Source organism: Serratia sp. Ser99, assembly GCF_024519545.1.
Taxonomy (GTDB): domain Bacteria; phylum Pseudomonadota; class Gammaproteobacteria; order Enterobacterales; family Enterobacteriaceae; genus Serratia; species Serratia liquefaciens.
The window spans coordinates 26,100-52,359 of sequence record NZ_JALJRT010000012.1 but is presented as its reverse complement, the minus strand read 5'-3'; the positions used below and the strand labels follow the sequence as shown (position 1 = coordinate 52,359).

Sequence of the window (26,260 nt, the reverse complement as noted above, 5' to 3'; positions counted from 1 at the left end):
CGTTTCGCCAGGGCAAACGACTTTAGTGCCTGGTTTTGACAACGTTGAAGGCAATTTGTCACTTCCCAAGCCTATTTTTTCTCTTCACGGCAAGAAAACCGTGCAACAGTAGCCACATGCGATCGGGTCATTTAGAATCAAAGATTGGTTTCCCTGAAAGCGACTCATGATGAACGACGCGCCAGCCCTTGCTCCTGATACCTCGATACAGCGTATTTTGATCGTTAAACTTCGCCACCACGGCGACATGTTGCTGATTACGCCGGTCATCAATACCCTGCAGCAAAACTACCCGCAGGCGCAGATCGACGTACTGCTGTATAAAGAAACCCAGGATATGCTGGCCAGCCATCCGGCCTTGTCGAACGTCTTCGTGATCGATCGTCAATGGAAAAAACAGGGTACGAAAGCGCACCTGAGTCATGAACTGAATCTGATCCGACAGCTTAAGGCCCGGCATTACGATCTGGTGGTCAACCTGGCCGATCAGTGGCGTAGCGCTATTCTCGCCCGGCTGACCGGCGCACGTATCCGGCTGGGATTTGATTTCCCCAAGCGTCAGGGCTTTTTATGGCGCTACTGCCACACGCATTTGGTACCGGTCAGCGATCATGCCCGCTTGCATACCGTTGAACAAAACCTGTCTCTGTTACAGCCGCTTGGCCTGCCAGGCGTCAGTCAGCAGGTTACCATGAGCTATCCATCTCAGGACTGGCAAGCCTGCGAGCAGCTGTTGCAGCAACAGGGCATTACCGGCGATTACATTGTGGTGCAACCCACTTCCCGCTGGTTCTTCAAATGCTGGAGCGAAGAAAAAATGGCCGCCACCATCAGCGCGTTGCAGGCCGACGGTCACTCATTGGTGATCACCTCTGGCCCGGATCAAAAAGAACGCGAAATGGTGGCGCGCATTCTGGCGCTCTATCCGCCACAGGGTGTAGTGTCCCTGGCTGGGCAACTGACGCTGCGGCAACTGGCCGCCCTGATCGACCACGCTAAACTGTTTATCGGCGTAGATTCGGTGCCTATGCACATGGCCGCCGCGCTGCAGACCCCTTGCGTCGCGCTGTTTGGCCCTTCCAAGCTGGTGTTCTGGCGTCCATGGCAGGTCATTGGCCATGTGATATGGGCCGGTGATTATGGCACCTTGCCCGATCCAGACGCCATTGATACCGGCACCGATGAACGTTATCTGGACCTTATTCCTACAGACGCGGTGATTGCAGCCGCGCGGAGCACGCTGGCATGAAAGCATTTCGTTTGGCGATCGTTCGCCAAAAATACCGCCCGGACGGTGGAGCTGAGCGTTTCGTCTCACGCGCCCTGGAGGCGCTGGAACAGCAGGACCTGGATCTTAACGTCATCACCCGCGAATGGCAGGGTGATGCCAACCCGAACTGGCACATTCACCTGTGCAATCCGCTGAAATTTGGCCGCATCAGCCGTGAACGCGGCTTTGCCGACGCGGCCAGAGCCCTGTGGCAAAAGGAACGCTTCGATTTGGTGCAAAGCCATGAGCGCATTCCGGGCTGCGATATTTATCGCGCCGGCGATGGCGTGCATCGCCGCTGGTTATTGCAGCGGGCGCGCCTGCTGCCGGAATGGCGCCGCAAGTGGCTGTTCTCCAACCGCTACCACCGTTACGTGATGTGTGCAGAACGGGCGATGTATGCCGCTCCAGAGCTGAAAGCGGTTATCTGCAACGCCGAAATGATTAAACAGGAAATCATCGATGATTTCGGCGTTCCCGCCGATAAAATCACGGTGATCTACAACGCCATTGATAATCAAAAATTTCTGCCCGCCAATGCCGAACAGCGACAGCAGCTACGTCAGCAATACCAGATCCCGCAACAGGCGCACTGCCTGATTTTTGTCGGCTCAGGTTTTGAACGCAAGGGGCTGGCCGCCGCCATTCGCGCCGTCGCGGCCACTGACAGCTATCTGCTGGTGGTAGGCAAGGATAAGGCTGAAAAACGCTATCAGGCGCTGGCGCAGTCGCTCGGTTGCAGCGAACGGGTGCGGTTTATGGGAGTGCAGAAACAAACACTGCCCTTCTACCAGGCTGCCGATGCGCTGTTATTACCGACGTTGTACGACCCGTTCCCCAATGTGATTCTTGAAGCCATGTCCTGTGGACTGCCGGTGATCACCAGCACCACCTGTGGCGGTGCCGAGTTTATCACTCAGGGGCAAAATGGGTTTGTGACCGATGCCCTCGACGTACCGGCGCTGATCGAGGCGATCACCGCGTTGCCACATCAGGCTCAGGGTTCCACCATGGGTGAAGCCGCAAGATTACGTATCATGTCGGCTACCCCGGCACACCTGTCGGAACAGCTGATATCCCTTTATAACCGGCTGCTGGATTAACTATGCGTATTCTGATGATTATCGACGGTCTGCCCGGCGGCGGCGCAGAAAAAGTGGTGCTGACGCTGTGCCAGGGCATGCAGCAAATGGGCAATGACGTCAGCCTGATTTCATTGCGCGATGTCTGTAACTACCCTATCCCTACCGGCATTCACTACCAGGTGGTGGCGGACAGCAGCCGTTCGCCATGGCGTAAACTGACCGAGCTGTCTCGCCGCGCCGCCGCGTTGGACAAGGCCATCGCAGATAACGAACGGCAACAGGGCGCCTATGATCTGGTGTTCTCCAACCTGCATAAAACCGATCGCATCGTCAGCCGCAGCAAACTGCTCTCGTCAGATCGCCTGTGGTTTTGCATTCACGGCATCCTTTCAACCTCTTATCTGGGCCACCGCAAGGGGCTGGATCGCTGGTTGAAACAGCGAAAAATCGCGGCGGTTTACCAAGGCAGAAATATCGTTGCGGTATCAAAAGCCGTCGGGGACGATTTACAGCGGAACCTGCCGATCCAGCCAAGCAGACTGGAAGTGATCAATAATCCGTTCGACATTGCCAGCATCGAGCAGCAGGCGGCAGAGCCCTGCGAGTTGGCGGGCAAAGATTACCTGGTGCACGTTGGGCGTTTTCATCCGCACAAACGGCACGATCGCCTGCTGAAAGCCTATGCCCAATCGGGTATACAGGCGCCGTTGGCGCTGATCGGCACCGGCAGCGAATCCCATATCGCGCAGGTGAAGCAACTGGCGAACCAGTTAGGCATTGCCGAACGCGTGCTGTTTCTCGGCTTCCAGGCCAATCCCTACCCGTTTATTCGCCACGCATCCCTGCTGGTGCTGAGCTCCGACAGTGAGGGCTTTGGCAACGTACTGGTTGAAGCGCTGCTGTGCGATACGCCGGTGGTCAGCACCCGTTGCCCGGGCGGTCCTGCGGAAATTCTGGAAAAAGCGGGAATGGAAAACGCATTGGCGGAGCTCAATGAAAAATCGCTGGCGGAAAAAATGGCGAAAATGTATGCCTCGCCCCCGGAGATTAATCACCAACAGCTGCTGAGCTATGGGTTACAGCCTATTTGTCAGCAATATTTATCGCTCAAAAAATAATTAAGGCAGGGGAAACCCTGCCTTATTTTTAATTAATTGAACGCCTGTATTTTTTCCCACACATCATCAACGGGCACATCAATACAGTCACCCGATTCGGTCTGCAAAATGTGATAGCGGCCGGACCATGGGTGCCAGGATTCTTTATCCGTATCGCCAAAGAACACCACCATATCTTTATTCAACGCGGCAGCCAGATGCATCTGCCCACCATCGCTGCACAACACCCTGTCGCATAAATCAAAACCGGCCAGTAATTCCCGCACCGACGCCGTTGGGTACAGCGCCACACGCTCGTTCTGGCACAGCGCCAACAGTTGCTCTGCCCGTTTCTGATCGCCAATATCATCCGGCGTCAGCGTGCCCTGAGGCGACCAAAAAATCAGGACCCCCGTGTTGGGTTCAGCAACTAAACGATTGATAATTTCAGCATAGCGTTCGATCGGCCAGCGCCGCTTAGGGCTGCGGCTGCTGATATGAACGGCACAAATCCGCTCGACCGACGGTAAGCTGGCTTGCAACCGCTGCGCAGCCTGTTGACGCTCTTCCGCGGTCAGAAACACCCGCACCGGCGGGATAGGGATGGGTTGTTCGGTAATAGCCGAGAGGTAGCTGAAGGTATGTTCTACCTGATGTTTTCCGCTGAAATTCGCCTTGCGGAAAGGATGATGAATATCAGGCGTGCCTAAATCTGCACCAATGATATTGCTGACCCCGGCCATTTTTGCCAATCGCAGGCTGTACTTGCAGGGTACCGGATTGGCCAGGATGGCCGCGTCGAATTTTATTTTACGCAGCTGAAGAAAAATCATCAGCCGTTCGAAATAAACCCCCAGCGTGGTTTCATTTTTCGCCTTATGCTTTGCTTTTTTATAGACAAAGACTTTTTCCAGATGCGGGTTATTTTTAACGACATCCTGGCTAACTTTATTGATTAACAGATAAAGTTTGGCGTCCGGATAGGCAATTTTCACCCCTTCGATCAACGGGGTTGTACAAACAAGATCGCCAATATTGTCACGGCGAATAATTAAAATATTCTTCATTCCAAGCCTATCAGCGAAATCTCTCGCCTGTTGTCTGAAACTGACACCCAAGGTTACCAAATTAGCGCCTTTCCCTTCCAGTTATGGTACTATTCTGAATAACCCATATAAATGAAATTGATAGAATGTTGCTGCGTTTATATCAGGTACTACTCTACCTTATCCAACCCCTGATCTGGCTCCGCTTACTGTTGCGCAGCCGCAAAGCTCCAGCCTACCGTAAACGCTGGGCAGAACGCTATGGCTTCTGCGCCGGTAAAGTCGCGCCGGGCGGGATTATGCTGCATTCCGTCTCCGTGGGTGAAACGCTGGCCGCCATCCCCTTGGTCCGCGCGCTACGCCACCGCTACCCCTATTTACCGATTACTGTGACCACGATGACCCCGACAGGTTCAGAACGCGTGCAGTCCGCCTTCGGTAAAGACGTTCACCACGTTTATCTGCCTTACGATCTGCCTGGCTCGATGCGCCGTTTCCTGGATCAGGTGAATCCCAAGCTGGTCATCATCATGGAAACCGAGCTGTGGCCCAACCTGATTAACGCATTGCATCAGCGCCAAATTCCGCTGGTGATCGCCAACGCCCGTCTCTCTGCCCGCTCAGCCGCCGGTTATAAAAAAATCGGCGGTTTTGTCCGCGATATGCTGCGCCGCATTACGCTGATCGCCGCGCAAAATCAGGAAGATGGCGAGCGCTTTATCGAACTTGGCCTGAAACGCTCACAGCTTACCGTTACCGGTAGCCTGAAATTCGATATTTCCGTTACTCCAGAACTGGCCGCACGCGCGGTCACTTTACGCCGTCAATGGGCGCCGCGTCGCCCGGTGTGGATCGCCACCAGCACCCATGAAGGTGAAGAAAGCATTCTGCTGGCTGCACACCGAAAACTGCTGGAGAAACACCCTGACCTGCTGTTGATCCTGGTGCCTCGCCACCCGGAACGCTTCGCTACCGCTAAAGATCTGGTACAAAAAGCTGGTTTCAGTTACACCCTGCGCAGCAGCGGTGAAATCCCTTCCGGCGGTACTCAGGTGGTGATCGGCGATACTATGGGCGAATTGATGCTGCTGTACGGCATTGCCGATCTGGCCTTCGTTGGCGGCAGCCTGGTGGAACGTGGCGGACACAACCCGCTGGAAGCCGCGGCACATGCCATTCCGGTACTGATGGGTCCCCATACCTTCAACTTCAAGGACATTTGCGCCAAACTGTCGCAAGCGGAAGGGTTGATCACCGTGACCGACGAGGAATCACTGGTCAAGGAAGTGGCTACATTGCTCACCGACGAAGACTATCGTCGCTATTACGGCCGCCACGCGGTGGAAGTGCTGTATCAAAATCAGGGAGCGCTGCAACGCCTGCTGCAACTGTTGGAACCGCACCTGCCGCCTCGGAGCCATTAAATGAGCGACCGTAAAAGCCTGTCGGTGGTGATTATCGCCAAGAACGAGGCCGGGCTGCTGCCGGATTGCCTGCACTCCGTTGCCTGGGCAGACGAAATCATCATGCTCGATTCTGGCAGCCAGGATGACAGCGTCGCCGTTGCCGAAAGCTTGGGTGCCAAAGTATTCACCCATACCGACTGGCAGGGCTTCGGCAAACAGCGGCAACTGGCTCAAAGTTACGCCAGCCACGACTATATTCTGATGATTGACGCCGACGAACGCGTTACGCCGGAATTGCGCCAGTCTATTGAACAAGCGCTGGCCGCGCCAGATGAGAATAAGGTCTACAGCTGCGCACGCCGCAACCTGTTCCTGGGGCGCTTTATGCGCCACAGCGGCTGGTATCCCGACCGCGTCAACCGCCTGTATGCCAATCGGCGTTATCGCTATAATGACAATCTGGTGCACGAGTCGCTCAATACTGACGGGGCGAAAGTGGTGCCCCTTAGCGGCGATCTGCTGCACCTGACCTGCCGTGACTTCTTTGCCTTTCAACGCAAACAGCTGCGTTATGCCGAAGAGTGGGCCATTCAACGCCACCAGGCAGGCAAGCGCTGCGGCTATCTGTCGATACTGACCCACACCCTTGGCGCCTTTTGCAAAACCTGGCTGTTGCGTGCCGGTTTTCTAGACGGTAAACAGGGGTTGCTGTTAGCCGTGGTCAACGCGCAATATACCTTCAATAAATATGCCGCACTCTGGGCATTGGGCCGCAACTTTTCAGAGAAGTGAATCATGACCCGTAAAGCCATTTATCCCGGTACTTTCGATCCCATGACTAACGGCCACCTGGATTTGGTGACACGCGCATCTTTGATGTTCGATCACGTCATCCTGGCCATCGCCGCCAGCCCGAGCAAAAAGCCGCTGTTCACGTTGGATGAACGCGTAGCCTTGGCCAGCCAGGTGACGTCGCATCTGGATAACGTGGAAGTGCTGGGGTTCAGTGAACTGATGGCGCACTTTGCCGCCCATCAGAATGCCAATATTCTGGTACGCGGCTTGCGTGCGGTCTCTGATTTTGAATATGAATTGCAGTTGGCGAACATGAACCGCCATTTAATGCCGACATTGGAAAGCGTGTTCCTGATGCCTTCCGAAGAGTGGTCGTTCATCTCCTCCACCCTGGTGAAGGAAGTTGCACGGCACGGCGGCGATATCTCACCTTTCCTGCCGGCCGTAGTCACTCAGGCATTGTTCGAAAAGCTCGCCGAACACTAATCAGCGCTGGCAGCGACGGCAGAAAAATGTGCTGCGCTGCCCGTGTTTGGCAGACTCAATCGGCGTGCCGCATGCGCGACAAGGCTCCCCCGCACGGCCGTACACCTGCAACTCCTGCGCGAAATAACCCGGTTTACCGTCTGACTGCAGGAAATCGCGCAGCGTGGTGCCCCCCTGTTCGATTGAACGCAGCAACACCGCCTTGATGGTCTCCGCCAATAACTCCGCCTCCGCTTTGCTCAGCGAGCCAGCTGGACGGTCTGGTAAGATCCCGGCGGTAAACAGCGATTCACTGGCGTAGATGTTGCCTACCCCGACTACCAACTTGTTATCCATCAACCAGGGTTTGATCAGCGTGCGCTTGTTGCGTGACTTTTCGTACAGGTAAGCGCCATTAAAGGCTTCGCTTAGCGGTTCCGGCCCCAGGTGCGCCAGCACGTTGCTGGCCGCCAGATCCTCGCACCATAACCAGGCGCCAAAACGGCGGGGATCGGTATAGCGCAGGGTCATGCCATTGCTGATCACCAGATCGACGTGGTCGTGCTTGCCGGCTTCGGTTTCCTCAGCCAGCATGCGCAGGCTGCCGGACATGCCCAGGTGAACAATAATCCAACCGTGGTCCAGTTCAATCAGCAGATACTTGGCACGGCGTTGCACGCTGCGCACCGGTTGGTCGCTCAGCGCCAGAATTTGCTCGGAAACCGGCCAGCGCAGGCGGGCATTACGCACCACCGCATATTGAATGCTGTGACCGACAAGATAAGGTTCAATCCCGCGTCGGCTGGTTTCAACTTCTGGTAATTCAGGCATCTGGCGCTCTCCCGTTGATTTCCTACCTTTATAAAACAAAAAACCCGGCCGAGGCCGGGTTTTTATTAATCCACTAAAATTATTTAATTTTAGCTTCTTTGTACAGTACGTGTTGACGGACAACTGGATCGAATTTCTTCAGTTCCAATTTTTCCGGCTTAGTACGCTTGTTCTTCGTGGTGGTATAGAAGTGACCAGTACCAGCAGAAGAAACCAGCTTGATCTTCTCGCGAACACCTTTAGCCATGATTCAGTTCCTTAATACTTCTCACCACGGGCACGCAGATCGGCCAAGACCGTCTCAATACCCTTCTTATCGATAACACGCATACCTTTAGCAGATACACGCAGAGTTACAAAGCGCTTCTCAGCCTCAACCCAAAAACGGTGTGAGTGCAGGTTCGGCAGAAAACGGCGTTTGGTCGCGTTCATTGCGTGGGAACGGTTGTTACCGCTCACCGGGCGCTTGCCAGTAACTTGGCAGACTCGGGACATGTCTATTCTCCAAAAATCAAATCAGCTCGAGCTTCGTATAGGGTATGGCCGCCTCGTCAGGCTTTTAGAGCCCATCTCAGCAAACTTCATACTGAGGAGACTCTCGTCATCAGGTCAGAAACCACACATCAGGTTAGAAACCTGCTGAGATAGGCTCTTGCGCCAAACCCAAGATTCTCAAAGGTGGCGTAGTATACGCTCTGAAGCGTAAGTGCTCAAGTCCCGAACAGCTAAAGATCCCATAAGGATCGCGAAAAAATCGCTTAAAGCCATCCGCGTTCGGCAAAAGAGACGCATTCACCCCGACCTATAACCAAATGATCGAGCACTCGGATCTCCAATAACAGGCAGGCATTAACCACTTGCTCAGTTATCAAACGGTCGGCGTGGCTGGGTTCAGCCTTACCCGAAGGATGATTATGCGCCAGAATAATGGCGGCCGCATTAGCCTTCAACGCTTCGCGCACAATTTCTCTCGGGTATACGACGACGCTGCTGATGGTACCAGCAAACATCTCCTGATGGCGAATAACACGGTGCTGATTGTCTAAAAACAATACCAAAAACACTTCTCGCTCATGGTGAGCCAACAAACTTTGCAGATAATGCTGGGTCATCTTCGGATTGAGCATGGCATTTTCCTGGGCCAGATGGCTGGAAAAGAAGCGGAACGCCAGCTCCGAAATCGCCTGCAGTTGGGCATAACTGGAATTACCCAGCCCCTTGTGACTGCAAAAAACCGAATGTTCCGCCGACATCAGGTGATACAGCGAACCAAACTGCTCCAATAACTGCTCCGCCAACTGCATAACATGCACGCCGGGAAAGCCGGTGCGCAGGAAAATGGCCAGCAGTTCCGCGTCGGACAATACCGAGGCCCCGTAACGCAACAATTTTTCCCGTGGCGCCAACGTACCCGGCCACAGGGTGATTACCTGACTGCTCATTAACACCCTCCCGAAAACGCCACAGCATGCCACGCAGTGACGCGGCCAACGACAGGTGTTTGATAACATTGCGAAGTGCTGCGCAAAGCACAATGTAACTCGTTGCAGGCATAGCGGAATCACTCACCTGTCGGGCGGTTATGCTAAAATGCCACATCTTTCGGATTCAATCGGACAATCATGATGACGGGACTTTCCGGCAAACATATTGTGCTTGGCATCAGTGGCGGCATCGCCGCATACAAATGCCCAGAACTGGTACGCCGCCTGCGTGACAGAGGCGCGGAAGTGCGTGTGATAATGACCGGCGCGGCGAAAGCCTTTATCACGCCGCTGACGCTGCAGGCCGTTTCCGGCTACCCGGTATCGGACGATCTGCTGGATCCCGCCGCCGAAGCGGCCATGGGCCATATTGAGCTCGGCAAATGGGCGGACCTGGTGATTCTGGCGCCGGCTACCGCCGATCTGCTGGCGCGCGTCGCCGCCGGAATGGCCAACGATCTGCTGACCACCGTCTGCCTGGCCACGGCGGCACCGATCGCTGCCGCACCCGCCATGAACCAGCAGATGTACCGCGCCGTCGCCACCCAGGCCAATCTGCAAACGCTACAAGCGCGCGGAATGCTGCTATGGGGGCCAGACAGCGGCAGCCAAGCCTGTGGCGACGTCGGCCCAGGCCGCATGCTCGATCCGCTGGAAATCGTCGAACTGGCGAACAGCCATTTCTCCGCACCGCAAGATCTGAAACATTTAAAGATTATGCTCACCGCCGGCCCAACGCGCGAAGCGCTGGATCCAGTGCGTTTCATCAGTAATCACAGCTCAGGTAAAATGGGCTTTGCCATAGCGCGCGCCGCTGCCGTACGCGGTGCACAGGTCACGCTGATCGCGGGGCCGGTCACTCTGTCGACGCCACCGTGGGTCACTCGGGTTGACGTGAACAGCGCATTGGAAATGGAGCAGGCGGTCCAGCAACGTGCCGGCCAACAGGATATTTTTATATCTTGCGCTGCCGTGGCCGATTACCGCGCCGAGCAGATTTCCGATGAAAAAATAAAAAAACAGGGTGATGAAATCATCCTCAAAATGGTAAAAAACCCCGATATCGTTGCCGGCGTCGCCGCGATGACCAAAAATCGGCCTTTTGTCGTGGGGTTTGCTGCCGAAACCCAGAATGTGGAAGAATACGCGCGACAAAAACTGGCGCGTAAGAAACTGGATTTAATTTGCGCTAACGATGTATCGCTTGCAGAGCATGGGTTTAACAGTGACACCAATGCCTTGCACCTTTTTTGGCAGAATGGAGAAAAGCGCCTGCCGCTGAGCGACAAGGCACTCCTTGGCCAACGTTTAATAGACGAGATAGTCAGCCGTTATGATGAAAAAAATCGACGTTAAAATCCTCGACCCGCGTATCGGGAAGGACTTCCCTTTACCGACCTACGCCACCCCAGGTTCCGCAGGCCTTGATCTACGTGCCTGCCTGGACAGCGCTGTCGAGTTGGCGCCGGGTGAAACCACGCTGCTGCCAACGGGCCTGGCTATTCATATTGCCGACACCGATCTTGCCGCAGTGATCCTGCCGCGTTCCGGCCTGGGCCATAAACACGGTGTGGTGCTGGGCAATCTGGTCGGCCTGATCGACTCCGATTACCAGGGCCAGCTGATGGTGTCCGTCTGGAACCGTGGTCAGAAATCCTTCACTATTGAGCCAGGTGAACGTATCGCGCAGATGGTGTTCGTGCCGGTAGTACAGGCTGAATTCAATCTGGTAGAAGAGTTCGACAGCAGCGAACGCGGTGCCGGTGGCTTTGGCCACTCAGGCCGCCACTAAGCGCTGCCTGATACCTGACCGACGACAAGGAATTGTCGCCTTAAATCTTGCTACCCCGGAGAGAAGGACAGCTCCATGGCAAGATTTGGCCGACTACGATTACAGCGCACACCAGGGCGCACGGAGAATACAGGTCGTTAAGGCCGCTGACCCCAGCATCGTAAAAAAGCTATCACATAAGCCGCACAGAGCGTTCTCTGCAACGGCCGGTGCCCGGGTTTCCGAAAGTCTAAGCAGTTTTAGCAAGGGTCTAATCAGACATGGCAGAAAAAGAAAATATCAAAAGGAATCGGCGCGAGGAAATACTGCAGGCATTAGCCCAGATGCTGGAGTCCAGCGACGGTAGCCAACGTATTACCACCGCTAAACTTGCCGCTAACGTCGGAGTCTCCGAAGCTGCACTGTACCGGCACTTTCCCAGCAAAACACGGATGTTCGACAGCCTGATCGAGTTTATTGAAGACAGCCTGATCACGCGCATCAACCTGATTTTGCAGGATGAAAAAGAGACCTTTAACCGTCTGCGCCTGATTTTGCTGCTGGTATTGGGGTTCGCCGAACGCAACCCTGGCCTGACGCGAATCATGACCGGCCATGCGCTGATGTTTGAACAGGATCGCCTGCAAGGCCGCATCAACCAGCTGTTTGAACGCATTGAAGCGCAATTGCGTCAGGTACTGAAAGAGCGAAAACTGCGGGAAGGCAAAGGCTTTATCGTGGACGAAACGCTGCTGGCAAGCCAGCTGCTGGCGTTCTGCGAGGGGATGCTGTCGCGCTACGTGCGATCTGAATTCCGCTATCGCCCAACCCAAGAGTTCGATGGCCGCTGGCCACTGCTGGCGGCACAGCTGCAATAAACCCGTTACCGGGCGCATTTTACGCGCCCGGTAACGTAGATACTGAGTTAGACCCCGTACTGCTCACGATAGGCGCGCACCGCCGCCAGGTGATCCGCCATTTCTGGCTTTTCTTCGAGATAAACAATCAAATCCTTCAGCGTCACGATGGAAATCACCTTGCAGTGATAGTCACGCTCAACTTCCTGAATGGCCGAAATATCCGCACGACCTCGTTCCTGACGATCGAGTGAAATCAGCACGCCGGCCAACGTTGCGCCGCTGGCACCGATGATTTCCATGGATTCACGGATAGCCGTACCGGCAGTGATCACATCATCCACCAGCATCACGCGGCCCTGTAGCGGGCTGCCTACCAGCGTGCCACCTTCGCCATGGGTCTTGGCTTCCTTACGGTTAAAGCAGTAAGGCACGTCGCGCTCATGGTGCTCTGCCAAAGCCACCGCCGTGGTGGTGGCAATCGGGATACCTTTGTAAGCAGGACCAAACAGCAGATCGAACTCGATACCGGAATCCATCAGAGCTTCAGCGTAGAAACGCCCGAGTAGCGCAAGATCACGCCCGGTATTAAACAGGCCGGCATTAAAGAAATATGGGCTGGTACGGCCGGATTTCAGGGTGAACTCGCCGAATTTCAATACCTGCTTGTTAAGCGCGAACTCGATAAACTGGCGCTGATAGGCTTTCATTACTGCTTCTCCTCGTCTGGTCGGTTAGATCTGTTAATACTGCCGCCCGATCGCCGGGCGTAAAAAAGGCGACTCTTGAGTCGCCTTAAAAAATTAGTCTGCCAGCGCCGCTTTCTGCGCCTGGAAGATGGTATCGATGCCCCCTCGGGCCAGCGCCAATAGCGCCAACAGTTCATCATGGCTGAACGGCTCGCCCTCGGCGGTGCCCTGCACCTCGATCATACGGCCATCTTCCATCATCACCACGTTCATGTCGGTTTCTGCTGCAGAGTCTTCAACGTACTCCAAATCGCACAGCGCTTCGCCGTTAACGATACCGACGGAAACTGCCGCCACCAGCCCTTTCATCGGGTTGGCTTTCAGCTTGCCGTTGGCCACCAGCGCATTCAACGCATCGGCCAGCGCAACGCAGGCGCCGGAAATGGACGCGGTACGGGTACCGCCATCGGCCTGCAATACGTCACAGTCGAGAGTGATGGTGAACTCACCGAGTTTTTTCAGATCTACCGCTGCACGGAGCGAACGGGCGATCAGGCGCTGGATCTCCAGCGTACGGCCACCCTGCTTGCCTTTTGCGGCCTCGCGGGCGTTACGGCTGTGGGTGGAACGCGGCAACATGCCGTACTCAGCGGTGATCCAACCCTGGCCCTGACCTTTCAGGAAGCGCGGCACACTCTCTTCTACCGTGGCGGTGCACAAAACTTTGGTATCGCCAAACTCAACCAGCACTGAGCCTTCTGCGTGTTTGGTATAATGACGGGTCAGTGTCAGTGGGCGAACTTGTTGTGGTGCTCTGCCTGCAGGACGCATGGGCTCTCTCCGGCTTCTTATCAACGATTGGCTGCGCATTATACGGGCTTCGTGACGTAATGCCTATCCTGCCCGAAGGTCCAACGCTATAATCGCTCCATCTTTTCCTATTACGGGTACGCATCAATGATCCGCAGCATGACAGCCTACGCTCGGCGAGAAATCAAGGGTGAATGGGGCAGCGCAGCTTGGGAGCTGCGTTCCGTTAACCAACGCTATCTGGAAACCTACATCCGTCTGCCGGAACAATTCCGCAGCCTGGAACCGGTGATCCGCGAACGCATTCGTGGTCGTTTGACCCGCGGCAAAGTGGAGTGCAACCTGCGCTTTGAGCTGGATCCGAGCGCGCAAAGCTCGATGATCCTGAACGAAAAACTGGCCAAGCAGCTGGTTGAAGCCGCCAACTGGGTAAAAATGCAGAGCGACGAAGGGGAAATCGATCCTATCGACGTCCTGCGTTGGCCTGGCGTGATGTCTGCTCAAGAGCAGGATCTGGACGCCATCAGTGCACAACTGATGCAAGCGCTGGATGGTGCACTCGATGACTTCATTGTGGCTCGCGAAAGCGAAGGCACCGCACTGAAAGCGCTGATCGAACAGCGTCTGGAAGGCGTGAGCGCTGAAGTAATCAAGGTTCGCGCCCAAATGCCCAACATTCTGCAATGGCAGCGTGAGCGCCTGGTCAGCAAACTGGAAGAAGCCCAGGTGCAGCTGGAAAACACCCGCCTGGAGCAAGAGCTGGTGCTGATGGCGCAGCGTATTGACGTTGCCGAAGAGCTGGATCGCCTGGAAGCTCACGTAAAAGAAACGCACAACATCCTGAAGAAGAAAGAAGCCGTGGGCCGTCGCCTCGACTTTATGATGCAGGAGTTCAACCGCGAATCCAACACGCTGGCATCCAAGTCCATCAATGCCGAAGTGACCACTTCAGCCATCGAGCTGAAAGTGTTGATCGAGCAGATGCGCGAACAGATCCAGAACATCGAGTAATACATTGCTTCATTCGCTTAAGCCCGCACCCGCGGGCTTTTTTTATGGCGCAGAAGACTACACCTGAAACGGGCGGCGGTGGTATGCGGCTTAATACAGCTCTTGGGTTGGCCGCAAAACAATTTCGTTGATATCCACCTCCGCCGGTTGCTCGATGGCATAAGCGATGGCACGCGCTACGGAATCCGCCGGGATGGCTTGTTGATAAAACTCCTCAACGAACTTCACGCTTTCACGGTCTGAGGTGCCGAGCTTCAGTTCAGAATCCACGGCTCCCGGACAGATAATGGTGGTGCGAATATGTGCCCCCACCTCATAACGCAAGCCTTCGGAAATAGCACGTACCGCAAACTTGGTGCCGCTGTAAACGGCGCCGCCCGGGCTAAGCACCTTCAGACCGGCGACGGAGGCGACATTGATAAAGTGACCGCTCTGCTGTTGCTCAAACACCGGTAGCGCAGCGGCAATGCCATACAGCACGCCTTTGAGGTTGATATCGATCATCCGTTCCCATTCGTCGACCCGGGTGGCGCTCAGCGGGGCTATCGCCATTAACCCTGCGTTGTTCACCAACACATCAACGCGCCCAAATTCCGTTATTGCGGCATCGACCATTGCCTCCACGTCGTTACGGCGAGTGACATCTACCGCTACCGCGAGCGCTTTACCCCCGGCCGCGATGATTTCATTCGCCAATGCATCAAGACGCGTTTTGCGACGCGCTGCCAATACCAACGTTGCGCCCCGAGCGGCGAGATGGCGAGCTGTCGCCTCGCCCAATCCGCTACTGGCGCCGGTAATAATCACAACCTTGCCTGAAATCTGGTTCATACAGTTCTCCTCAGCAAAAAGGCCATAAAGCCTCCGTTATAGAACCGGATGTCGCGATGTGTCGTGAAGCCAAAAATAACCATGCGATTTATAAGCCATCGCAAAGACTGAAGTATAGTACAGCCGTAAAAAACCGGGTCACAAGCGACTCTCGCCGTGAAATTCGCGTTGAATTTATTTATGAAAAACTGCCGATAAGTAAGAGAGGATGACAATCGGCAACTTACCCGGCTTACCGAAAGTATTTTGTTCTAATTATCACGTAATGTAATGAAAGGCCGGGAGAGCTGTGGCTAAATGTGTTTTTTCCTGCCCGTTAAGCCGTACGGACTCTTTATGCCGCAAATTCTGCAATTTATTTTTGCCCTGGTGGTGATCATCGCCCTGGCACTACTGGTCAGTAATGACCGCAAGAAAATCCGCCTGCGTTATATTATTCAGCTTTTAGTCATTGAAGGCGCACTCGCCTATTTCTTCCTGCATTCAGAAAGCGGCCTGAGCGTCATCAAGCACGTTGCCGGTTTCTTTGAAACGCTGCTGACCTACGCCGCACAGGGTTCCGACTTTGTGTTTGGTGGCATGAGTAAAGACGGGCTGGCGTTTATCTTCCTGGGCGTGTTATGCCCGATTATCTTTATTTCCGCGCTGATCGGTATTTTGCAGCATTTCCGCATTCTGCCGCTGATTATCCGTCTGGTCGGCACCCTGCTGTCCAAGGTTAACGGCATGGGCAAACTGGAATCTTTCAACGCCGTCAGCACGCTGGTGCTCGGCCAGTCTGAAAACTTTATCGCCTACAAGGGCATCATCGGCGATATCTCGCCGCGTCGCATGTACACCATGGCAGCCACCGCCATGTCGACGGTATCCATGTCCATCGTCGGTGCCTACATGTCGATGATCGATGCGCAATACGTGGTAGCCGCGCTGATCCTCAACATGTTCAGTACCTTCATCATATTGTCGATCATCAACCCTTATCAGTTGGACGATGAACCCGAACTGAAACTGAGCAAGCTGCATGAAGACCAGAGCTTCTTTGAAATGCTGGGCGAGTACATCCTGGCGGGCTTCAAAATCGCGATGATTATCGCCGCCATGCTGATTGGCTTTATTGCGCTGATTTCAGCGGTAAACGCTCTGTTCTCCGCCGTGTTCGGCATCAGCTTCCAGCAAATCCTGGGCTATGTATTCTATCCACTGGCCTGGCTGATCGGTATCCCGGCACCGGATGCGCTACGAGCGGGCAGCATTATGGCGACCAAACTGGTGGCCAATGAGTTTGTGGCAATGATCGAACTGAAGAAAATCGCTACGGAGCTGTCACCGCGCGGCCTGGGCATTCTGTCGGTATTCCTGGTGTCTTTCGCCAACTTTGCCTCTATCGGCATCGTCGCCGGGGCAATCAAAGGGCTTAACGAGCGACAAGGTAACGTGGTTTCTCGTTTTGGTTTGAAGCTGGTTTATGGTTCCACGCTGGTCAGCCTGCTTTCGGCAGCCATCACCGGACTGGTACTGTAAACACTATCCCGGCCTGCGGGCCGGGAGCTTATCAGAACGCGACGCACACGGGCGCATCAACCCGCATCACGGAATCCTGTGCAAACTGTTGTTTATAGCTGCTGCGCAATGCCTCAATATGGGTTTCACTTTCCTTGCCTGGCGCATGAATCAGCATCAGCGCTTTGCTGTTTTCGCGCGCCAGCTTGCCGTCATTACCCAACCACTGTCCTTTGGCATCAAATACCGATAACCCATCTTTAAAACGCGGCGTCACTTGCCGATCGACAAAATTCTGCCATTCGGCAGCACCGATCGCCGGCCCCGCAGGGCGATTAAGGCCAAAATAAAGCGTAGTTTGGACCATAGGATCGCCAACCTGGCAGGTCGCCGATTTTTGCGGCCCAGCGTTCTGAACCGGCGCAACGCAACCGCTCAACAGGATGGTCACAGCGGCAGCCGCCGCCAGCAGGGAAGTAGCTTTCATTTATCTTCATGTTCCTCAGTAAACACCATCATCAGCCAGAGATCCCTCACCGCCAAGCGGTCTCGGGATCGCATGCAAAAAGCATAGTCAGCAATAGAAACCAATGCGAAATATCTAATCCATTCTTGAAACGAATAAGGTTCAAAAAGGCAATGGATAAGCAAATAAAACAAAAAATGGATTAACTAAAGTAATCCGAATTGCCATCGGTTAGAAAAACTCAGTGGTGCTATGTCCTCGCGGCCATTACCCTGCCACCATGACTCTCATTCCCGCCTACCCTGTGAATATCTTATGTTATTGAGCATTCTTTATATCATCGGTATTACTGCCGAAGCCATGACTGGCGCACTGGCTGCCGGCCGCCGCCAAATGGACATGTTTGGCGTCATTATTATTGCCTCTGCCACAGCAATCGGTGGCGGTTCGGTACGCGACATGTTGCTCGGGCATTTCCCCCTGGGGTGGGTCAAACATCCTGAATATATCGTTATCGTTGCCATTGCCGCGATCGTCACCACCTGGCTGGCCCCCTTGATGCGCCACCTGCGTCGTCTGTTTCTGGTGTTGGACGCCGTTGGGCTGATTGTATTTTCAATCATCGGCGCGCAGGTCGCGCTGGACATGGGCCACGGCGCCATCATTGCCGCGATTGCCGCTGTAATCACCGGCGTGTTCGGCGGCGTTCTGCGCGATATGCTCTGCAACCGCATTCCGTTGGTATTCCAGAAAGAAATCTACGCCGGTATCTCCTTCGCCGCCGCCTGGCTGTACATCGGTCTGCAACATTTCAGCCTGCCACATAATATGGTGGTGATCATCACTTTGGTGGCCGGCCTCAGCGCCCGACTGATTGCTCTGCGCTTTCGGCTGGGTCTGCCGGTGTTTAACTATCAGCATCCGGATCATTAATAAGGGCACCATAACAGCATAGGCAATCCCGTTGTTGATGGACTCCAAGAGAAACATCACATCAAGGCGCGCCGGCAAAACCCACAATCCCTTGTGAGCCCAGGGTGCTGGCCAGCGCCAAGACTGGCTGGTGCTGGAGAAAATCGGCAATCTGTTGTGCCCTTTTTGCACCAATACCGACGATTTTCCGCCACGCCACGGGGGACATTTGCTGGACCTGATGCCAGTTTGTCAGCGCCATCGTTTGCTGCGGGGAGAGCGGTATACCTAAAGCGAGCAGCCAACGCGCGAACGGTTGTTGTCGCGCCTGCTGAAATTGCCGGTGAATGCTTTGCCCTCGCTTACCGCCGATCCCGGGCGCGGCCATCAGTTGTTCCGGCGTCAGCAACAGCCAATCCAGCAAATTCCGCACTAACCCCTGATCGATCAGCGTCTGCCAGGTGGATTCACTAACGCCGCGCAAACTTAACCCCTGCGGGCCGCTCAACCACACCAGTCGGGCAAGAAACTGCTGACGGCAATCCGGCCGCCAACTGAAACAACTCAACGCGTGATAACGTTCAGCAGACGGCGCACTGGGTAGCGACCGGTCCGTTACGCGCCAGACCACGTTATTAAGATGTGGAATGCCGTGTCCCATCAGGCTGATTGCAACCTGATCGCCGGGCACAACCGCCCATTTTCGCCAACGTGATAGCGAGCCGAGGTTAACCCGCGTTACCCATTTATCGTCCATCCTGACGGGGTCAAGCCGCAGTACCACGGCGATTTTTCCGGTGCGGCCAATATTGAAATCAATGCCATTTACTCGCGCCACCTGCTGCGCGGGCGGATACTTCCAGGCAACGGCCCAATCACCGGGCCTGGCTTGCCAGTAGAGCCCCTGGGGTGAGTGTGCCTGATGGATCACCACACCATCGGTGACGAAAGGCAAAGCGGTTTTATGCCAATGCTCTCGCCATTGTTGCACCTCCGCCGAGGAGTTCACCGGCTGCGAAAAAGTCAGGGCAAGAGGAAAACCCATTTCAGCAAGCTGGCGTAAACGCTGCGCCATCTCCTGCGGACCGTTGGGCCAGGCCCAGACAAACAGCCCAATCTGTTGGAGTAGCAGCGAGGGTTTATTTTTCATCAGCGCACCGGCGACCTTGGCACGGGCGTTGATGCCGCCGCTGACCTTTTGTTGATGACCGTTCACCATCAGAAACAGCTCGCCCTGCAGAATCAACGTTGGCGGGGCCCCCTTAATACTGACCGGCACCGCAGGAATAGTCCGCACTTTTTCCAGCCAGTTCTCGCCTTTCAGTCCGTTCCCTCGGCTGATCGCCGACGTCAGTTTTCCGTCGTGATAAACCAGCGTGATGGCGACACCGTCCACTTTGGGTTGAACCCAGACATCACTACGCCCCTTTAACCATTGGTCGACGGCGGCAAGATCCGGCAATTTCCGCAACCCGGTATGCGCCACCGGGTGCGGCACCTTGCCTTCGGGTAAAAGCGGGCCAGCCCCCTCCTCCGGCGCTACCCCGGCGCAACGCTGCCATAACCGCAGCTTTTCGCGCAGGCTGTCGTAGACTTCATCTTCAATTAAACTGCTGCCCTGCTGGTAATAAGCTACGTCCCAGCGTTCAAGCTGGTTTTTTAAGGCGGTTATCTCCAGTTGCATCCGCACCGGGCGCCACGCCGGACAGGCTTGCGCCCGAACAGTCTCACTGCACAGCAAACCGACCAGCAGCATCATCCCTATTCTCATGACACTTTTGCGCATCTTTCACCTCCCTGATAACCGGCAGTAAAGCCGGAAGAGGAAAGCAAGACAATGGCCCATGAGGCGTTCTGCGCAGCGGTTCGATTAACGCCTGCCGGCATTGCAGAAAACCGTCAAAATTTGGCGATACGCTGCGCAAACCACCCTGTTTGAGGTTTTTTCAGCATAAAGCGGCGGGCAAAATGCGAGCTAACGCTGCATCCGGCACGTTAGCCGTGTATACTGTGCGGAGAAAATACACATCCGCTGTTATTGGCATATCAACGAATATCATCATGGCTCAAGGCACGCTTTATATTGTCTCTGCCCCTAGTGGCGCAGGGAAATCAAGTCTGATTCAGGCTTTGTTAAAGACGCAACCGCTGTACGACACGCAGGTTTCGGTTTCGCACACCACGCGCGACAGCCGCCCGGGTGAACAGCATGGCGATCATTATTTCTTCGTCTCAAAAGAAGAATTCTGCCGAATGATTGAGCAGGATGCGTTTCTTGAGCACGCCGAAGTGTTCGGCAACTATTACGGTACCTCACGCGCTGCCATTGAGCAGGTGCTGTCGACCGGGGTAGACGTTTTCCTGGATATCGACTGGCAGGGCGCGCAACAAATTCGTGCCAAAATGCCCCAGGCGCGCAGCATCTTTATTTTGCCGCCGTCGAAGGAAGAACTTGGCCGTCGCCTTCGTGGACGCGGACAAGACTCTGATGAAGTGATCGCCAAACGCATGGCGCAAGCCGTGGCGGAAATGACGCACTACGCGGAGTATGATTATTTAATCGTGAACGATGATTTCGATCTGGCCCTGTCCGATCTGAAAACCATAATTCGCGCCGAACGCCTGCGTTTAGGCCGCCAATTACTGCGGCATGACGCTTTAATCAGCAAACTATTGGCAGACTGAAGACAGTTTCAGTATTATGCCCAGTCTTTTCGTCACCTGTGGAGTAGCACAAATATGGCACGCGTAACTGTTCAAGACGCTGTAGAGAAAATTGGTAACCGTTTTGACCTGGTGTTGGTCGCTGCTCGTCGGGCACGTCAAATCCAGACTGGCGGTAAAGATGCACTTGTTCCGGAAGAAAACGACAAGTACACCGTTATCGCACTGCGCGAAATCGAAGAAGGCCTGATCACCAGCCAGATCCTCGATGTTCGCGATCGTCAGGAGCAGCAAGAGCAGGAAGCCGCAGAAATTCAAGCGGTTACCGCGATTGCTGAAGGTCGTCGTTAATTAATTAGACTGCGAGCCTGCCTTGTACCTGTTTGAAAGCCTGAATCTGCTGATTCAACGTTACCTGCCTGAGGAGCAGATTAAGCGCCTCAAACAGGCATACCTCGTTGCACGTGATGCTCACGAGGGACAGACACGCTCCAGCGGTGAGCCCTACATTACTCACCCGGTTGCTGTGGCCTGTATTCTGGCGGAAATGCGTCTCGATCATGAGACGCTGATGGCAGCCCTGCTGCATGACGTCATCGAAGACACCCCGGCCACCTATCAGGATATGGAACAGCTGTTCGGCAAAAGCGTCGCCGAATTGGTTGAGGGCGTATCCAAGCTCGACAAACTGAAATTCCAGGACAAAAAAGAAGCCCAGGCGGAAAACTTCCGCAAGATGATCATGGCGATGGTGCAGGATATCCGCGTCGTGTTGATCAAACTGGCCGACCGCACGCACAACATGCGTACCTTAGGTTCGCTGCGCCCCGACAAACGGCGGCGTATTGCGCGTGAAACCCTGGAAATCTACAGCCCACTGGCCCATCGTCTGGGTATTCACCACCTGAAAACCGAGCTGGAAGAGCTGGGTTTCGAGGCGTTGTATCCGAACCGTTATCGCGTAATCAAAGAAGTGGTGAAAGCCGCCCGCGGTAACCGTAAAGAGATGATCCAGAAGATTCTCGCCGAAATCGAGGGGCGATTGACCGAAGCCGGCATCCCCTGCCGCGTCAGCGGGCGAGAAAAACATCTGTATTCCATTTACCTCAAGATGCACCTGAAAGAACAGCGCTTCCATTCGATTATGGATATCTATGCGTTCCGGGTGATCGTGAAAGAGGTGGATACCTGCTACCGCGTGCTGGGTCAGGCTCACAGCCTGTATAAACCGCGCCCTGGCAGGGTCAAAGACTATATCGCCATTCCCAAGGCCAACGGCTATCAATCGCTGCACACTTCACTTATCGGCCCGCATGGCGTTCCGGTAGAGGTGCAGATCCGTACCGAAGATATGGATCAGATGGCCGAAATGGGGGTCGCCGCGCACTGGGCTTATAAAGAAAAAGAACAGGGTGAAACCGGCACCACCGCGCAAATCCGAGCCCAGCGCTGGATGCAGAGCCTGCTGGAGCTGCAACAGAGCGCCGGTAGCTCGTTTGAATTTATTGAGAGCGTCAAATCCGATCTGTTCCCGGATGAGATTTACGTTTTCACCCCGGAAGGCCGCATCGTTGAATTGCCTGCGGGCGCCACCCCGGTCGATTTCGCCTACGCGGTGCATACCGATATCGGCCACGCCTGCGTTGGCGCACGGGTTGATCGTCAGCCATACCCGCTGTCGCAGTCACTGACCAGCGGCCAGACGGTCGAAATCATCACCGCTCCGGGCGCACGACCAAACGCCGCCTGGCTGAACTTTGTCGTCAGTTCCAAAGCGCGCGCTAAAATTCGCCAGATGTTGAAAAACCTCAAGCGCGATGATTCGGTTGGCCTCGGCCGCCGTTTGTTAAACCATGCGTTGGGCGGCAGTCGCAAACTGGCCGAGATCCCGCCGGAAAATATCCAACACGAGTTGGATCGCATGAAGCTGGCGACGCTGGACGATCTGCTGGCTGAAATCGGCCTGGGCAATGCCATGAGCGTCGTGGTCGCGAAAAACCTGCAGGGCGATCAGTCCAATCTGGGCACCTCTTCCGGCGTTCGTAACCTGGCGATCAAGGGCGCAGACGGCGTGCTGATCACCTTTGCCAAATGCTGCCGACCTATTCCGGGTGACCCAATTATCGCCCACGTCAGCCCAGGTAAAGGCCTGGTGATCCACCATGAATCCTGTCGTAATATCCGCGGCTACCAGAAAGAGCCTGAAAAGTTCATGGCGGTAGAGTGGGATAAAGACATCGAGCAGGAATTCATTGCCGAGATCAAAGTGGACATGTTTAACCATCAGGGGGCACTGGCCAACCTGACGGCAGCCATCAATGCAGCTGAGTCCAATATTCAAAGCCTGAATACCGAAGAGAAAGACGGCCGGGTTTATAGCGCCTTTATCCGCTTGACCACCCGCGATCGCATCCATCTGGCAAATATTATGCGTAAAATCCGTATCATGCCGGATGTCATCAAAGTTAACCGTAACCGAAATTAGCGCTTATGAGCCCTGAACGCTATGCGCGGATTTGTGAAATGCTGGCCACCCGGCAGCCGGATTTAACCGTCTGCCTGGAACAGGTTCACAAACCGCATAACGTCTCCGCCATTATCCGCACCGCCGACGCTGTCGGCGTGCATCAGGTGCATGCCGTGTGGCCAACTACACGCATGCGAACCCTGGTTTCCTCCGCCGCCGGCAGCAACAGCTGGGTCAATGTTCAAACCCATCGCACTATCGGCGACGCCGTAACTCATCTGAAAGGCCAGGGCATGCAGATCCTGGCGACTAACCTTTCCGCCCGGGCGGTAGACTTTCGCGAAGTGGATTACACTCGCCCTACCTGCGTCCTGCTGGGCCAGGAAAAAACTGGCATTACCGAAGAAGCGCTGGCGCTTGCCGATCAGGACATCATCATTCCGATGATCGGTATGGTGCAGTCACTCAACGTGTCGGTTGCCTCAGCCTTGATCCTGTACGAAGCGCAACGCCAGCGGCAAAATGCCGGCCTGTATCGCCGTGAGCACAGTATGCTCGACGCAGAAGAACAACAACGTCTGCTGTTTGAAGGCGGCTACCCGGTGCTGGCCAACGTGGCCAAGCGTAAAAAGCTGCCGCGCCCTCATATCGATCAACAGGGCCAGGTGGTCGCCGATGCCGAATGGTGGGCGGCCATGCAGGCGACGGTACGCAAATGAAAGGCCGTCTGCTGGATGCTGTCCCACTCACTACGCTTTCCGGGGTTGGCGCCAGCCAGGCGGGCAAACTGGCCAAGATTGGCCTGGAAACCATTCAAGATCTGCTGCTGCACCTGCCGCTGCGCTATGAAGACCGCACCCGCCTCTACCCGATAAACGATCTGCAGCCTGGCATTTTTGCCACGGTGGAAGGCGAAGTGCTGCGTACCGACATCAGTTTTGGACGCCGGCGGATGCTAACCTGCCAGATCAGCGACGGTACCGGCCTACTCACCCTGCGTTTCTTCAATTTCAACGCTGCGATGAAAAACAGCCTGGCCACCGGCCGTCGCGTGACCGCCTACGGTGAAGTCAAACGCGGTAACCACGGCGCCGAAATTATTCACCCTGAATATCGCATTCAAGGGGAAAGCAGCGAAGTTGAGCTGCAAGAGTCATTGACACCGGTTTATCCCACCACCGAAGGCATACGCCAGGCCACGCTGCGCAAGCTGACCGATCAGGCGCTGGAGTTGCTGGATACCTGCGCTATTGCCGAACTGCTGCCGCCGGAACTGAGCGGCGGTCTGATGAGCCTGCCACAGGCGCTGCATACACTGCACCGCCCGCCGCCGGATATCCAATTGGCGGATTTGGAACAGGGCAAGCATCCGGCGCAAAAACGCCTGATCCTGGAAGAGCTGTTGGCGCATAACCTCAGCATGCTGGCGGTACGAGCCGGTGCGCAGAGCTATCAGGCCCTGCCGTTAATGCCCGACGACCGGCTTAAAAAGCAATTCCTCGCCCAGTTGCCCTTTGCCCCCACCGGCGCGCAAGATCGCGTAGTGGCCGATATCGAAGCCGATATGCAAAAAGGCTTCCCGATGATGCGCCTGGTGCAAGGCGACGTTGGCTCCGGCAAAACGCTGGTGGCCGCGCTGGCAGCACTGCGCGCTATCGCTCACGGCAAGCAGGTGGCGTTAATGGCCCCAACGGAACTGCTGGCCGAACAGCACGCCAATAACTTCCGTCAGTGGTTTGAACCGCTGGGGTTAGAGGTTGGCTGGCTGGCTGGCAAGCAAAAAGGCAAGGCGCGTATCGCACAGCAAGAGGCAATTGCCAGCGGGCAGGTCTCCATGGTGGTCGGTACCCACGCCATCTTCCAGGAACAGGTGCAATTTTCCGGTCTGGCGCTGGTGATCATCGATGAACAGCACCGTTTTGGCGTACACCAGCGGCTGGCACTGTGGGAGAAAGGCGAAGAACAAGGCTTCCATGCCCATCAGTTGATCATGACCGCCACGCCAATCCCACGCACGCTGGCAATGACCGCCTATGCCGATCTCGACACCTCGGTGATCGACGAACTGCCACCGGGCAGAACGCCCGTCACTACCGTTGCCATTCCAGACACCCGGCGCGCCGATATTATTCAGCGGGTGAAAAGCGCCTGCATGGAAGAAGGCCGCCAGGCGTACTGGGTTTGTACGCTGATCGAAGAATCCGAACTGCTGGAAGCCCAGGCAGCCGAAGCCACCTGGGAAGAATTGAAAACCGCGCTGCCAGAGCTGAAAGTGGCGCTGGTGCACGGTCGCATGAAAGCACAAGAGAAACAGGCGGTAATGCAGGCCTTTAAACAGGGTGAGCTGCAGCTGTTGGTGGCGACGACGGTGATCGAGGTGGGGGTCGACGTGCCCAACGCCAGCCTGATGATCATCGAAAACCCGGAGCGACTGGGGCTGGCTCAGCTGCATCAGTTGCGGGGGCGCGTGGGTCGTGGCGCCGTAGCGTCTCACTGCGTGTTGTTGTACAAAACCCCGTTGAGCAAAACGGCGCAAAAGCGCCTGCAGGTGCTGCGCGACAGTAATGACGGTTTCGTTATTGCCCAGCGCGATCTGGAAATCCGCGGTCCCGGTGAACTGTTGGGCACCCGCCAAACCGGCAGTGCGGAGTTCAAAGTGGCGGATTTGCTGCGCGATCAGGCGATGATCCCGGAAGTACAACGCGTCGCCCGCCATATACACCAGCAGTACCAGGAGCATGCCAGAGCCCTGATTGAACGCTGGCTACCGGAGAAAGCACGTTACTCCAACGCCTGATTTTCA

27 protein-coding genes are annotated in these 26,260 nt (G+C 55.3%); 17 read left to right on the top strand and 10 right to left on the bottom strand.

Annotated elements, in window-relative coordinates; translation table 11 throughout:
* Positions 1 to 166: 166 nt before the first annotated feature.
* Genes rfaQ through NR114_RS20890 form a run of 3 tightly spaced genes read left to right on the top strand, consistent with a single transcriptional unit; the run spans position 167 to position 3,473 of the window.
* Positions 167 to 1,249 (top strand): putative lipopolysaccharide heptosyltransferase III, encoded by a 1,083-nt coding sequence (gene rfaQ / locus NR114_RS20900; RefSeq protein ID WP_256814469.1) that lies wholly within the window; start codon positions 167 to 169, stop codon positions 1,247 to 1,249.
* A complete protein-coding gene (locus NR114_RS20895; protein ID WP_256814468.1) occupies positions 1,246 to 2,373 on the top strand; it encodes a glycosyltransferase family 4 protein in 1,128 nt (375 codons plus the stop codon). Before rfaQ ends, NR114_RS20895 begins: the two co-directional genes overlap by 4 nt.
* A gap of 2 nt (positions 2,374 to 2,375) precedes the next feature.
* A complete protein-coding gene (locus tag NR114_RS20890) occupies positions 2,376 to 3,473 on the top strand; it encodes a glycosyltransferase (protein ID WP_256814467.1) in 1,098 nt (365 codons plus the stop codon).
* Between the two features lie 32 nt (positions 3,474 to 3,505).
* Here the strand turns inward: NR114_RS20890 and NR114_RS20885 are convergent, their stop codons facing one another.
* Positions 3,506 to 4,519 carry a glycosyltransferase family 9 protein gene (locus tag NR114_RS20885; RefSeq protein ID WP_046374869.1) on the bottom strand — a complete coding sequence of 338 codons (1,014 nt, stop codon included), beginning with the start codon at positions 4,517 to 4,519 and terminating at the stop codon, positions 3,506 to 3,508.
* 125 nt (positions 4,520 to 4,644) lie between these two features.
* Between NR114_RS20885 and waaA the strand changes: the two genes are divergently transcribed.
* From waaA to coaD, 3 genes are read left to right on the top strand one after another with little or no spacing between them, the layout of a single operon-like run.
* Positions 4,645 to 5,922, top strand: coding sequence for a lipid IV(A) 3-deoxy-D-manno-octulosonic acid transferase (gene waaA / locus NR114_RS20880; protein WP_115060835.1), 1,278 nt, complete (start codon positions 4,645 to 4,647; stop codon positions 5,920 to 5,922).
* Positions 5,923 to 6,696 carry a glycosyltransferase family 2 protein gene (locus NR114_RS20875; protein ID WP_256814466.1) on the top strand — a complete coding sequence of 258 codons (774 nt, stop codon included), beginning with the start codon at positions 5,923 to 5,925 and terminating at the stop codon, positions 6,694 to 6,696.
* A 3-nt stretch (positions 6,697 to 6,699) separates the two neighbouring features.
* Complete coding sequence (coaD, locus tag NR114_RS20870) at positions 6,700 to 7,185, top strand: pantetheine-phosphate adenylyltransferase (RefSeq protein WP_020837609.1); 486 nt, start codon at positions 6,700 to 6,702, stop codon at positions 7,183 to 7,185.
* On the opposite strand, the gene mutM is transcribed toward coaD, so the two are convergent.
* The 4 genes from mutM to radC all read right to left on the bottom strand — a co-directional run bounded on the left by mutM (position 7,186) and on the right by radC (position 9,437).
* Positions 7,186 to 7,995: a bifunctional DNA-formamidopyrimidine glycosylase/DNA-(apurinic or apyrimidinic site) lyase gene (gene mutM, locus NR114_RS20865; protein WP_044554887.1), complete on the bottom strand. Its 810-nt coding sequence runs from the start codon at positions 7,993 to 7,995 to the stop codon at positions 7,186 to 7,188.
* 79 nt (positions 7,996 to 8,074) lie between these two features.
* A complete protein-coding gene (rpmG, locus tag NR114_RS20860) occupies positions 8,075 to 8,242 on the bottom strand; it encodes a 50S ribosomal protein L33 (protein WP_002208990.1) in 168 nt (55 codons plus the stop codon).
* A gap of 11 nt (positions 8,243 to 8,253) precedes the next feature.
* Positions 8,254 to 8,490 carry a 50S ribosomal protein L28 gene (rpmB, locus tag NR114_RS20855; RefSeq protein WP_004931195.1) on the bottom strand — a complete coding sequence of 79 codons (237 nt, stop codon included), beginning with the start codon at positions 8,488 to 8,490 and terminating at the stop codon, positions 8,254 to 8,256.
* A gap of 263 nt (positions 8,491 to 8,753) precedes the next feature.
* Positions 8,754 to 9,437, bottom strand: a complete 684-nt coding sequence (gene radC / locus NR114_RS20850; protein ID WP_234529002.1) for a DNA repair protein RadC — start codon at positions 9,435 to 9,437, stop codon at positions 8,754 to 8,756.
* Between the two features lie 180 nt (positions 9,438 to 9,617).
* On the opposite strand from radC, the gene coaBC reads away from it, so the two are divergent.
* The 3 genes from coaBC (at position 9,618) to slmA (ending at position 12,128) form a co-directional block, all read left to right on the top strand.
* Positions 9,618 to 10,835, top strand: a complete 1,218-nt coding sequence (gene coaBC / locus NR114_RS20845) for a bifunctional phosphopantothenoylcysteine decarboxylase/phosphopantothenate--cysteine ligase CoaBC (RefSeq protein ID WP_234529003.1) — start codon at positions 9,618 to 9,620, stop codon at positions 10,833 to 10,835.
* Entirely contained in the window at positions 10,813 to 11,271 is a 459-nt protein-coding gene (dut, locus tag NR114_RS20840) for a dUTP diphosphatase (protein WP_046374864.1), read from the top strand. The genes coaBC and dut overlap by 23 nt, the downstream gene beginning before the upstream one ends.
* 260 nt (positions 11,272 to 11,531) lie before the next feature.
* Positions 11,532 to 12,128, top strand: coding sequence for a nucleoid occlusion factor SlmA (slmA, locus tag NR114_RS20835; RefSeq protein ID WP_020837638.1), 597 nt, complete (start codon positions 11,532 to 11,534; stop codon positions 12,126 to 12,128).
* 47 nt (positions 12,129 to 12,175) lie between these two features.
* Here the strand turns inward: slmA and pyrE are convergent, their stop codons facing one another.
* Both pyrE and rph read right to left on the bottom strand, forming a co-directional pair.
* Positions 12,176 to 12,817 carry an orotate phosphoribosyltransferase gene (pyrE, locus tag NR114_RS20830; RefSeq protein ID WP_020837639.1) on the bottom strand — a complete coding sequence of 214 codons (642 nt, stop codon included), beginning with the start codon at positions 12,815 to 12,817 and terminating at the stop codon, positions 12,176 to 12,178.
* Positions 12,818 to 12,910: 93 nt separating this feature from the next.
* Positions 12,911 to 13,627: a ribonuclease PH gene (rph, locus tag NR114_RS20825; protein ID WP_234529004.1), complete on the bottom strand. Its 717-nt coding sequence runs from the start codon at positions 13,625 to 13,627 to the stop codon at positions 12,911 to 12,913.
* A gap of 126 nt (positions 13,628 to 13,753) precedes the next feature.
* On the opposite strand from rph, the gene NR114_RS20820 reads away from it, so the two are divergent.
* Positions 13,754 to 14,617: a YicC/YloC family endoribonuclease gene (locus tag NR114_RS20820; protein ID WP_020837642.1), complete on the top strand. Its 864-nt coding sequence runs from the start codon at positions 13,754 to 13,756 to the stop codon at positions 14,615 to 14,617.
* A 90-nt stretch (positions 14,618 to 14,707) separates the two neighbouring features.
* On the opposite strand, the gene NR114_RS20815 is transcribed toward NR114_RS20820, so the two are convergent.
* Positions 14,708 to 15,448, bottom strand: coding sequence for an SDR family oxidoreductase (locus tag NR114_RS20815; protein WP_234529005.1), 741 nt, complete (start codon positions 15,446 to 15,448; stop codon positions 14,708 to 14,710).
* A gap of 336 nt (positions 15,449 to 15,784) precedes the next feature.
* Here NR114_RS20815 and NR114_RS20810 point away from each other — a divergent pair, with 336 nt between their 5' ends.
* Positions 15,785 to 16,969 (top strand): NupC/NupG family nucleoside CNT transporter, encoded by a 1,185-nt coding sequence (locus NR114_RS20810; protein ID WP_234529006.1) that lies wholly within the window; start codon positions 15,785 to 15,787, stop codon positions 16,967 to 16,969.
* 31 nt (positions 16,970 to 17,000) lie between these two features.
* Here the strand turns inward: NR114_RS20810 and NR114_RS20805 are convergent, their stop codons facing one another.
* Entirely contained in the window at positions 17,001 to 17,435 is a 435-nt protein-coding gene (locus NR114_RS20805; protein ID WP_149573765.1) for a DUF3574 domain-containing protein, read from the bottom strand.
* 294 nt (positions 17,436 to 17,729) lie between these two features.
* On the opposite strand from NR114_RS20805, the gene NR114_RS20800 reads away from it, so the two are divergent.
* Entirely contained in the window at positions 17,730 to 18,347 is a 618-nt protein-coding gene (locus tag NR114_RS20800) for a trimeric intracellular cation channel family protein (protein ID WP_020837649.1), read from the top strand.
* A 61-nt stretch (positions 18,348 to 18,408) separates the two neighbouring features.
* Here NR114_RS20800 and ligB read toward each other — a convergent pair whose 3' ends face one another.
* On the bottom strand, positions 18,409 to 20,112 hold the full coding sequence (gene ligB / locus NR114_RS20795) for an NAD-dependent DNA ligase LigB (protein WP_234529007.1): 1,704 nt from the start codon (positions 20,110 to 20,112) through the stop codon (positions 18,409 to 18,411).
* 275 nt (positions 20,113 to 20,387) lie between these two features.
* On the opposite strand from ligB, the gene gmk reads away from it, so the two are divergent.
* The 5 genes from gmk to recG are packed head-to-tail and all read left to right on the top strand — an operon-like array spanning position 20,388 to position 26,254.
* Positions 20,388 to 21,011, top strand: a complete 624-nt coding sequence (gmk, locus tag NR114_RS20790; RefSeq protein WP_041415115.1) for a guanylate kinase — start codon at positions 20,388 to 20,390, stop codon at positions 21,009 to 21,011.
* Positions 21,012 to 21,065: 54 nt separating this feature from the next.
* On the top strand, positions 21,066 to 21,341 hold the full coding sequence (gene rpoZ, locus NR114_RS20785) for a DNA-directed RNA polymerase subunit omega (protein ID WP_004953385.1): 276 nt from the start codon (positions 21,066 to 21,068) through the stop codon (positions 21,339 to 21,341).
* A gap of 22 nt (positions 21,342 to 21,363) precedes the next feature.
* Positions 21,364 to 23,475, top strand: coding sequence for a bifunctional GTP diphosphokinase/guanosine-3',5'-bis pyrophosphate 3'-pyrophosphohydrolase (gene spoT / locus NR114_RS20780; protein ID WP_020837653.1), 2,112 nt, complete (start codon positions 21,364 to 21,366; stop codon positions 23,473 to 23,475).
* A 5-nt stretch (positions 23,476 to 23,480) separates the two neighbouring features.
* Positions 23,481 to 24,176 (top strand): tRNA (guanosine(18)-2'-O)-methyltransferase TrmH, encoded by a 696-nt coding sequence (gene trmH / locus NR114_RS20775; protein WP_020837654.1) that lies wholly within the window; start codon positions 23,481 to 23,483, stop codon positions 24,174 to 24,176.
* Entirely contained in the window at positions 24,173 to 26,254 is a 2,082-nt protein-coding gene (gene recG, locus NR114_RS20770) for an ATP-dependent DNA helicase RecG (RefSeq protein ID WP_234529008.1), read from the top strand. Before trmH ends, recG begins: the two co-directional genes overlap by 4 nt.
* Positions 26,255 to 26,260: the final 6 nt, after the last annotated feature.